An 8,620-nucleotide genomic window follows, 5' to 3' on the forward strand; every position below is an offset into this window, starting at 1 on the left:
GACTGGGGGATAATGGGCGGATTTCGCCGTCTCCGTCGCGACCCCTTATGGACTTGACCCCCGCCCTGCTGCAACTCGCCACCCAGGCGCTCGACCTGGTGCTGGATTTCAAACGCCCGGCCGATGCCGTGCTGTCGGCCTTTTTTCGCGAACACAAGAAGCTCGGCGCGCGCGACCGTGCCTTCGTGGCCGAGGCCGTGTTCGGCGTGCTGCGGCGCTACCGCTATCTGTCGGTGGTGGTGCCGGCGGCCAATCCGCGCACCCTGATCATTGCGTGGCTGATCAAGTCGCGCGGCATGAGCGGCGCGACGCTGGAGCAGTTCGCCCGGCCGGAGCTGATCGACCACATCCGCAACGCCAAAACCGATGACCTGCCGCTGCCGGTGGCGGCCGAGCTGCCCGACTGGGTGATCGAAAAGCTGCAGCAGTCGATGAGCGATGCCGACATCCTGGCGCTCGGCCGCGCGCTGCAGCAGCAGGCACCGCTCGACGTGCGGGTGAACGCGCACAAGGCCGGCCGCGACGCCGTGTTGGCGCAGTTGCAGGCGGAGGGCCTGGCGGTCGAGGCGACGCCGTATTCGCCGTGGGGCATTCGCTTCAAGGAACACCCCGCGATCAACCGCCATCCATTGTTTCTCGATGGCAGCCTGGAAGTACAGGACGAGGGCAGCCAGCTGCTCGCGCTGCTGCTGGGCGCGCGGCGCGGCGAGATGGTGTGCGATTTCTGCGCCGGCGCCGGCGGCAAGACGCTCGCGATCGGCGCGATGATGGCGTCGACCGGCCGGCTGTACGCGTTCGACGTGGCGGAAAAGCGGCTCGCCAACCTGAAGCCCCGGCTGGCGCGCTCCGGGCTGTCGAACGTGATGCCGCAGCTGATCGCGTCGGAAAACGACACCCGCGTCAAACGGCTCGCCGGCAAGCTCGACCGCGTGCTGGTCGACGCGCCATGCTCGGGCCTGGGCACGCTGCGCCGCAACCCCGACCTGAAATTCCGCCAGTCGCCCGAGAGCGTGGCCGAGCTGACGCAGAAGCAGACCGCGATCCTGCGCGCGGCGGCCAGACTGCTGAAGCCCGGCGGGCGCCTGGTCTACGCCACCTGCAGCCTGCTGCCGGAAGAGAACGAAGCCATTGTCGACGCGCTGCTGGCCGAAGGCGGCTTTACGCTGCTGCCGGTAAACGAACTGCTGGCGCAGCACAAGATTCCGCTCGATACCGGCGCCCTGCTCAAGCTGTCGCCCGCCGTGCATGGCACCGATGGTTTCTTCGCCGCGGTGCTGGTCAAATCCGCCGCTTGACCCGATCCGGATTGCAGATGAAACTTCGGCGTCTATGTTGGCTGCTGGATTGACCTGATATGACGGCTACGCCACTCCATCCCGATACGCTTGGCACGCTGTGCGGCCTGTTTCGCGCGCGCGTCGCCGCAACGCCCGACCAGGTGGCCTATCGCCAGTTCGACGAAAAAAGCAGCAGCTGGGTGAGTTTCACCTGGGCGCAGGTGGCAAGCGAAGTGACCCGCTGGCAGGCCGCGCTGGTCAAGGAGGACCTGCTGCCTGGCGATCGCGTCGCGGTGATGCTGAAAAACTGTGTCGAGTGGGTGATTTTCGACCAGGCCGCGCTCGGACTGGGGCTGGTCACGGTGCCGTTGTATCTGGACGACCGCCCCGACAGCGCGGCTTACATCCTCGACCACTCGGACACCAAACTGCTGCTGATCGAAGGCAAGTTCCAGCACAAGAAGCTGGCCGAAATCGCCGGCACGGCGCACAGCCTGCAGCGTATCGTCAGCCTGGTGGCGCCGGAAAACAGATTGTCCGATTGGAGCACGCGCTTAGCCGTCGCAGCCGACTGGCTGGCGGCCGCGACCGATACTCCGATTCCCGAACGCCACCTCACCACCGACCTGCTGGCCAGCATCGTCTACACTTCGGGCACCACCGGACGCCCCAAGGGGGTGATGCTGACGCACGAGAACATGTTGTGGAATGCGTATTACGCGTCGCAATGCGCGGATTTCGGCGCGCACGAGGTGTTTCTGTCCTTCCTGCCGCTGTCGCATACGCTGGAACGCACCGGCGGCTATTACCTGCCGATGCTGACCGGCGCCGAAGTTGCCTATGCGCGCTCGATCGCCCAGCTGGCGCAGGACCTGCAGGACATTCGCCCGACCGTGCTGATTTCGGTGCCGCGCATCTACGAGCGGGTGTACCGGCGCATCCAGGACAATCTGGAGAAGAAAGGCGTGCTCGCACGCCTGTTGTTCAAGCTGGCGGTCAAAGTGGGATGGCGGCGTTTCGAGGTGGAGCAGGGGCGGGCACGCTGGCATCCGGAACTGCTGCTGTGGCCGCTGCTCGACAAACTGGTGGCGGGCAACGTCACGGAGAAACTGGGCGGCCGGCTGCGCCTGGCGATTTCCGGCGGCGCCGCGCTGTCGCCCGAAATCGCGCATGTCTTCATCGGCCTCGGTGTGCCGATCTACCAGGGCTACGGGCTGACCGAGAGCAGCCCGGTGGTGACATCAAACCGTCCCGACTCCAACGTGCCATCGAGCATCGGTCAGCCGCTGCCCGGGGTTGAGGTGAAGATCGGCGACAACGACGAACTGCTCACCCGCAGCCGGTGCGTGATGCGTGGCTACTGGAAGAACGAGGACGCCACCCGCGCCATGATCGATGCCGAGGGCTGGCTGCACAGCGGCGACAAAGTCAGCGTGGCCGCCGACGGCCATTATTCGATCGTCGGTCGCATCAAGGACATCATCGTGCTGAACAACGGCGAGAAGGTGCCGCCGTCCGAAATGGAAGCCGCCATCCAGCTCGACCCCCTGTTCGAGCAGGCGATGATCGTCGGTGAAGGCAAGCCCTATCTGGCCGCACTGATCGTCCTCAACGAGGAACACTGGAAGAGTTTTGCCGCCCATCGTCACCTCGACCCGGCGCAGCCGGCCACGCTGCGCGACCCCAAGGTGGTGAAGGCGCTGACCAAGCACGTCGCGCATCAGCTCAAGCATTTCGCGGGCTACGCCCAGATTCGCCGGCTGCACCTGGACCTCAAGCCGTGGACCCTGGAAGACGGCCTCCTGACCCCCACGCTCAAAATCAAGCGCGACCTGATAATCGATCGCTACCGCGATGCGATCGAGGCCCTCTACGCGGATTCCGTACGCTAAGCATTCCGATTATTCAAAGGAGACCTTCATGATGTTTCGTGTTAACCGCCTGGCCGCAGGCCTGATGCTGATGGGCTGCGCCCCATTTGCGAGCGCCGCCGGATTCGCATTGATCGAGCAGAACGCCAGCGGGCTGGGCAATGCCTACGCTGGTCAGGCCGCCGCCGCGACCGACGCCAGCACGATTTTCTTCAATCCGGCGGGCATGACCTATCTGCCGGACCGACAGGTGGTGATGGCTGGCCATCTCATCATGCCGCAGGCCGAGTTTTCCGGCACCTCGGCACTCACGGGCAACAACGGGGGCGATGCGGGCGGGCTGGCTTTCGTGCCCAATGCCTATTTCGCGTTCCGTCTAACGCCGGATGTGCATTTGGGTGTCGGCATGAATGCACCCTTCGGCCTCGCGACCAAATACGATCCCACGTGGAAAGGCCGTACCCAGGCGATCAAGTCCGAGGTCAAGACCATCGTCATCAACCCCTCGATCGCCTGGAAGGCCAGCGAATCGCTCTCACTGGGCGCGGGGCTGAGCCTGCAATACATCGAAGCGACCCTCACCAATGCCACGGGAGGCGCTCCCGGTGCCCCGGTCGGCGAGGTGAAAGGGGACGACTATGGCTGGGGATTCAACCTGGGTGCATTGTGGAAACTGAACGACTCGACCCGGATCGGCGTCACCTATCGTTCGGAGATCGACAATACTCTTGAAGGCACGCTCAAAGTGAACGGTGCAACAGTCGTAAATCCTGTTTTTGCCGATGTCACCCTGCCCGATTCCGCCTCGCTGAGCCTGTTCCACAAACTGGATACGCGCTGGGAGTTACTGGCCGACGTGACCTGGACCGGTTGGAGCGATTTCGACGAACTGCGCATCGTCAATACTGCCGGCGCGCCGGTGGTGCCGGTTGTAACCGAGAACTGGGAGGATACCTACCGTTACTCGGTGGGCGCCAATTACCGCTACAGTGACAAATTGACCTTACGCGGCGGCGTGGCTTTCGACCAGCGGGCCGCGTCGGATGATTTCCGCACCGCACGCATCCCGGATGAGGACCGCACCTGGCTGGCATTCGGCGCGCAGTACCGGCTGTCCGAGCGTAGCAAGATCGATGTGGGCTATGCTCACCTGTTCGTCAAGGACGCGTCCCTCGACGAAGGCGCGATCAATCTTTCCGGCACCTACGATGCCTCGGTCGACATCCTGTCGGCGCAGCTGACGATGGATTTCTGACCCCGGTCCGGGCGGCCCCAGGCGGGCTGCGGGCCCCAGCTCGGACGCGAATAAACCTTGATTTTTATGGGGTTTGTCCGTATATTCCAAGACGTGATTGTCCTTTTTTAGGAACCGAAAACCATGCAATTAGGCTTGTTTGATCTGCCCTGGTGGGGCTATGTCGTCGTGGCATTGGGCCTGACCCATGTGACCATCGCTGCCGTCACCATTTTCCTGCACCGTTCGCAGGCGCACCGCGCCGTCGACTTGCACCCCATCGTCAGCCATTTCTTCCGTTTCTGGCTGTGGATGACCTCCGGCATGGTCACCAAGGAATGGGTTTCCATTCACCGCAAGCACCACGCCAAATGCGAAACCCCTGAAGATCCGCACAGCCCGCAGACACGGGGCATCAAGAAGGTCTTCTGGGAGGGCTCCGAGCTGTATCGCGCCGAGGCCAAGGTCGCCGAGACGCTGGAAAAATACGGCCACGGTACGCCCGACGACTGGATGGAGCGCAACGTCTACAGTCGTCACTCGGCTGCAGGCATCTGGCTGATGATGGCAATCAACCTCGCCCTGTTCGGCCCCATCGGCCTGACCATCTGGGCCGTGCAAATGGCGTGGATTCCGGTCACCGCCGCCGGCATCATCAACGGCATCGGCCACTACTGGGGTTACCGCAACTTCGCCAGCGAGGACGCCAGCACCAACATCCTGCCGTGGGGCATCTTGATCGGCGGCGAGGAACTGCACAACAACCACCACGCCTACGGCACCTCGGCACGCCTGTCGAACAAATGGTACGAATTCGACATCGGCTGGATGTACATCAAGCTGATGACTTACGTCGGCCTGGCTACCGTCCGCAAGGTAGCGCCGACGGTGAAATGGCAGCCCGCCAAGCCACTGTGCGACTTCGATACCCTGCAGGCCGTGATCACCCACCGCTATGACGTGATGACGCGCTACGTGAAGAGCGTGCGCGCCGACACCGCCGCCGAAATCGCCAGGCTCAAGGCCGGCGCCAACCTGCCGGAAAACTGGAACCTCAACAGTTTCCGCAGCTGGCTGTACAAGGAACCCACCGAACTGGCGGCGGCCGACAAGGCTCAACTCGACACGCTCTTGGGCAAGAGCGAGCGCCTGCAAACCGTCTATCGCATGCGCCAGGAACTGGCTGCCATCTGGGGCCGTTCCACCGCCAGCCGTGAGCAGTTGCTGGAGCAGTTGCAGGCTTGGTGCAAGCGCGCTGAAGAGAGCGGCATCCAGTCGCTGCAGCAGTTCTCGGTGCGCCTGCGCAGCTACGCCTGACCGAAAGGGGGCTGCGGCCCCCGGTACTGCACAACACCCGCAGCACGCAATAAAAAACCCGCCAACCGGCGGGTTTTTTATTGGACAGCCACGCTGGATTACTTCAGCTTGGTTTCCTTGTACATCACATGCTTGCGAGCCTTGGGATCGAACTTGCTGATCTCCATTTTCTCCGGCATGGTCTTCTTGTTCTTGGTGGTGGTGTAGAAGTGACCGGTGCCCGCAGTGGACTCCAGCTTGATCTTTTCGCGTCCGCCTTTAGCCATGATTCAGCTCCTTAAATCGCTTCGCCGCGGGCGCGCAGATCGGCCAGCACGGCGTCGATGCCGTTCTTGTCGATCGTGCGCAGGGCGGCGTTGGACAAACGCATACGCACCCAGCGGTTTTCGCTCTCGACCCAGAACCGGCGATATTGCAGGTTGGGCAGGAAACGACGCTTGGTTCTATTGTTGGCGTGGGAAACGTTGTTCCCGACCATGGGCTTCTTGCCCGTTACGATACATACGCGAGCCATGACACTGCTCCAAAATTAAGGGTGAACGAAACCGGTTAACTGGCGGGAATAGCAATGAGCGCTAACCCGAGAACCGCGATTTATATCACAGCTTGCAAGCGCGAGGCAAGTGGGGCGAGCGCTCAGAGTTGGCCCGACTCCATGAAAGACAGCGAGGACGCGCCCGCAACGATGAAGTGGTCGAGCACGCGGATGTCCACCAGGGCCAGCGCATCCGCCAGTTGCCGGGTGAGCACGCGGTCGGCCTGGCTGGGTTCGGCCACCCCGCTCGGGTGGTTGTGCGCGAGGATCAGCGCGGCAGCATTGTGCGCCAGCGCGCGGCGGATGATTTCGCGCGGGTAGACGCTGGTTTGCGTCAAGGTGCCGCGAAACAGCTCCTCCACCGCAATCACCCGGTTCTGGGCATCCAGAAACACGCAGCAGAACACCTCGTATTCCTTGCCGCGCAGCATCAGCCGCAAGTAGTCGCGCACGGCAGTGGGCGAGGTCAGCGCGTCGCCCGCCTGCATGTCCTCGGCCAGCGTGCGGCGCGCCATTTCCATCACCGCCTGCAACAGCGCGTATTTGGCCTCGCCGACGCCGGGTGCTTCACAGGCGGTTTTCCGGTCGGCGCGACACAGGCCGCCCAGCCCACCGAAGCGTGCGATCAATTCGCGACCGAGGTCGACCGCGCTTTTACCGACCACGCCGGTGCGCAAAAACACCGCGACCAGTTCGGCGTCGGTCAGCGCCCCCGCTCCCTGCTTCAACAGCTTCTCGCGCGGACGCGCGTCCTCCGGCCAGTCGCGGATCGCCATCGCTGCCCCCCTCCCGTAGAATGTGCCATTTTCATGGAATCCGGGCCGGGAATCGAGACTGTGGCACTGGCAGGCAAAAAAATCCTCTTGGGCGTGACCGGCGGCATCGCAGCCTACAAGGCGGCGGAGCTGTGTCGTCTGCTGGTCAAGGCCGGCGCCGACGTGCAGGTGGTGATGACCGCCGCCGCGCAGCAATTCGTCGCCCCGCTCACCTTCCAGGCGCTTTCCGGCAAGCCGGTGCTGGCCTCGCTGTGGGAGGCCGCCCGCGGCGACGGCATGGAACACATCCACCTGTCGCGCGATGCCGACCTGCTGCTGGTGGCACCGGCCTCGGCCGACTTTCTGGCGAGGCTCGTCCACGGCCGTGCCGAAGATCTGCTGTCGACCCTGAGTCTTGCCCGTACCTGCAAACTGGCCGTCGCGCCCGCGATGAACCGCGAAATGTGGGCGGCCGCGCCGACCCAACGCAATCTGGCGCAGCTGCGTGCGGATGGCGTCAACGTGCTGGGGCCGGCCGCGGGCGAACAGGCCTGTGGCGAAACCGGCCTCGGACGCATGCTGGAGCCGACCGAGATCCTGGCCGCGCTGCCCGGCATGCTGGGGGCAGGGCCGCTTGCGGGCAAACGGGTGCTGATCACCGCCGGCCCCACTTTCGAGGCGATCGACCCGGTGCGCGGGCTGACCAATCGCAGCTCCGGCAAGATGGGCTATGCGCTGGCGCAGGCAGCCGCGGCAGCGGGCGCCGCAGTGTGCCTGGTGTCGGGGCCGACCTGCCTCGCCACGCCGGCCGGGGTGCGCCGCATCGACGTGCACAGTGCTGCCGAGATGCGCGCCGCGGTGCTGCGCGAACTGCCAAGCGACGTCTTCATCGCGGTGGCGGCGGTGGCCGATTACCGGGTGGAAGCGGCCGCCACGCAGAAAATCAAGAAAAGCGATGCGGGCCTGACGCTGAACCTGGTTCCCAACCCCGACATCCTGGCCGAGGTCGCCGCCTTGCCCGATGCGCCGTTCTGCGTGGGCTTCGCCGCCGAGACCGAGCGCTTGGCCGAGCATGCCGAAGCCAAGCGCCTGAAGAAAAAGCTGCCGCTGCTGGTCGGCAACCTGGCGCAGGACACGCTCGGGCAGGACACGGCCGAGCTGGTGCTGTTCGACGACCGGGGTGCGCATCCGCTGCCGCGGGCCGATAAATCCACCCAGGCGCGACACCTGATCCGCCACCTCGCAACCCTGCTCAACTGACGAAATCCCGACGACTATGAAGATGGATGTGAAGATTCTCGACACCCGCCTGCGCGATCAGCTGCCGCATTACGCCACCCCGGGCGCCGCCGGGCTCGATCTGCGGGCCTGCATCGATGGTCCAATCGTACTGGCGCCCGGCGAAACCCGGCTGATCCCGACCGGCATGGCCATCCATCTGGCCGACCCCGGCTATGCCGCGCTGATCCTGCCGCGTTCGGGGCTCGGTCACAAGCACGGCATCGTGCTGGGCAATCTGGTCGGGCTGATCGACTCGGACTATCAGGGCGAGCTGATGGTGTCGTGCTGGAACCGGGGCTCGGAGGCATTCACGCTCCAGCCCTTCGACCGTCTGGCACAACTAGTTTTAG

At 64.2% G+C, this 8,620-nt stretch carries 9 protein-coding genes; 6 read left to right on the plus strand and 3 right to left on the minus strand.

Translation table 11 applies throughout. The features are described from left to right. Positions 1 to 47: 47 nt before the first annotated feature. The 4 genes from Q8R61_RS10625 to Q8R61_RS10640 all read left to right on the plus strand — a co-directional run bounded on the left by Q8R61_RS10625 (position 48) and on the right by Q8R61_RS10640 (position 5,699). Positions 48 to 1,295: an RsmB/NOP family class I SAM-dependent RNA methyltransferase gene (locus tag Q8R61_RS10625; RefSeq protein WP_305536987.1), complete on the plus strand. Its 1,248-nt coding sequence runs from the start codon at positions 48 to 50 to the stop codon at positions 1,293 to 1,295. Positions 1,296 to 1,354: 59 nt separating this feature from the next. Further along, the gene (locus Q8R61_RS10630; RefSeq protein WP_305536988.1) at positions 1,355 to 3,169 is read left to right on the plus strand and encodes a long-chain fatty acid--CoA ligase; all 1,815 of its coding nucleotides are present in this window, start codon (positions 1,355 to 1,357) and stop codon (positions 3,167 to 3,169) included. Between the two features lie 28 nt (positions 3,170 to 3,197). Next, positions 3,198 to 4,403: an OmpP1/FadL family transporter gene (locus Q8R61_RS10635; protein WP_305536989.1), complete on the plus strand. Its 1,206-nt coding sequence runs from the start codon at positions 3,198 to 3,200 to the stop codon at positions 4,401 to 4,403. Positions 4,404 to 4,526: 123 nt separating this feature from the next. Further along, positions 4,527 to 5,699: a fatty acid desaturase gene (locus tag Q8R61_RS10640; protein ID WP_305536991.1), complete on the plus strand. Its 1,173-nt coding sequence runs from the start codon at positions 4,527 to 4,529 to the stop codon at positions 5,697 to 5,699. 98 nt (positions 5,700 to 5,797) lie between these two features. Here the strand turns inward: Q8R61_RS10640 and rpmG are convergent, their stop codons facing one another. The 3 genes from rpmG to radC form a co-directional block, all read right to left on the minus strand. Continuing rightward, the gene (gene rpmG, locus Q8R61_RS10645; protein ID WP_011313102.1) at positions 5,798 to 5,965 is read right to left on the minus strand and encodes a 50S ribosomal protein L33; all 168 of its coding nucleotides are present in this window, start codon (positions 5,963 to 5,965) and stop codon (positions 5,798 to 5,800) included. A gap of 11 nt (positions 5,966 to 5,976) precedes the next feature. After that, positions 5,977 to 6,213 carry a 50S ribosomal protein L28 gene (gene rpmB / locus Q8R61_RS10650; protein ID WP_305537002.1) on the minus strand — a complete coding sequence of 79 codons (237 nt, stop codon included), beginning with the start codon at positions 6,211 to 6,213 and terminating at the stop codon, positions 5,977 to 5,979. A gap of 122 nt (positions 6,214 to 6,335) precedes the next feature. After that, positions 6,336 to 7,010: a DNA repair protein RadC gene (radC, locus tag Q8R61_RS10655; protein WP_305537004.1), complete on the minus strand. Its 675-nt coding sequence runs from the start codon at positions 7,008 to 7,010 to the stop codon at positions 6,336 to 6,338. Positions 7,011 to 7,043: 33 nt separating this feature from the next. On the opposite strand from radC, the gene coaBC reads away from it, so the two are divergent. Next, the gene (gene coaBC / locus Q8R61_RS10660) at positions 7,044 to 8,249 is read left to right on the plus strand and encodes a bifunctional phosphopantothenoylcysteine decarboxylase/phosphopantothenate--cysteine ligase CoaBC (RefSeq protein WP_305537006.1); all 1,206 of its coding nucleotides are present in this window, start codon (positions 7,044 to 7,046) and stop codon (positions 8,247 to 8,249) included. A gap of 22 nt (positions 8,250 to 8,271) precedes the next feature. Then, positions 8,272 to 8,620 (plus strand): dUTP diphosphatase (gene dut / locus Q8R61_RS10665; protein ID WP_305537008.1); only part of this gene is annotated, 349 nt, incomplete at its 3' end.

The organism is Thiobacillus sp. (genome assembly GCF_030696885.1).
Classification (GTDB): Bacteria; Pseudomonadota; Gammaproteobacteria; order Burkholderiales; family Thiobacillaceae; genus Thiobacillus.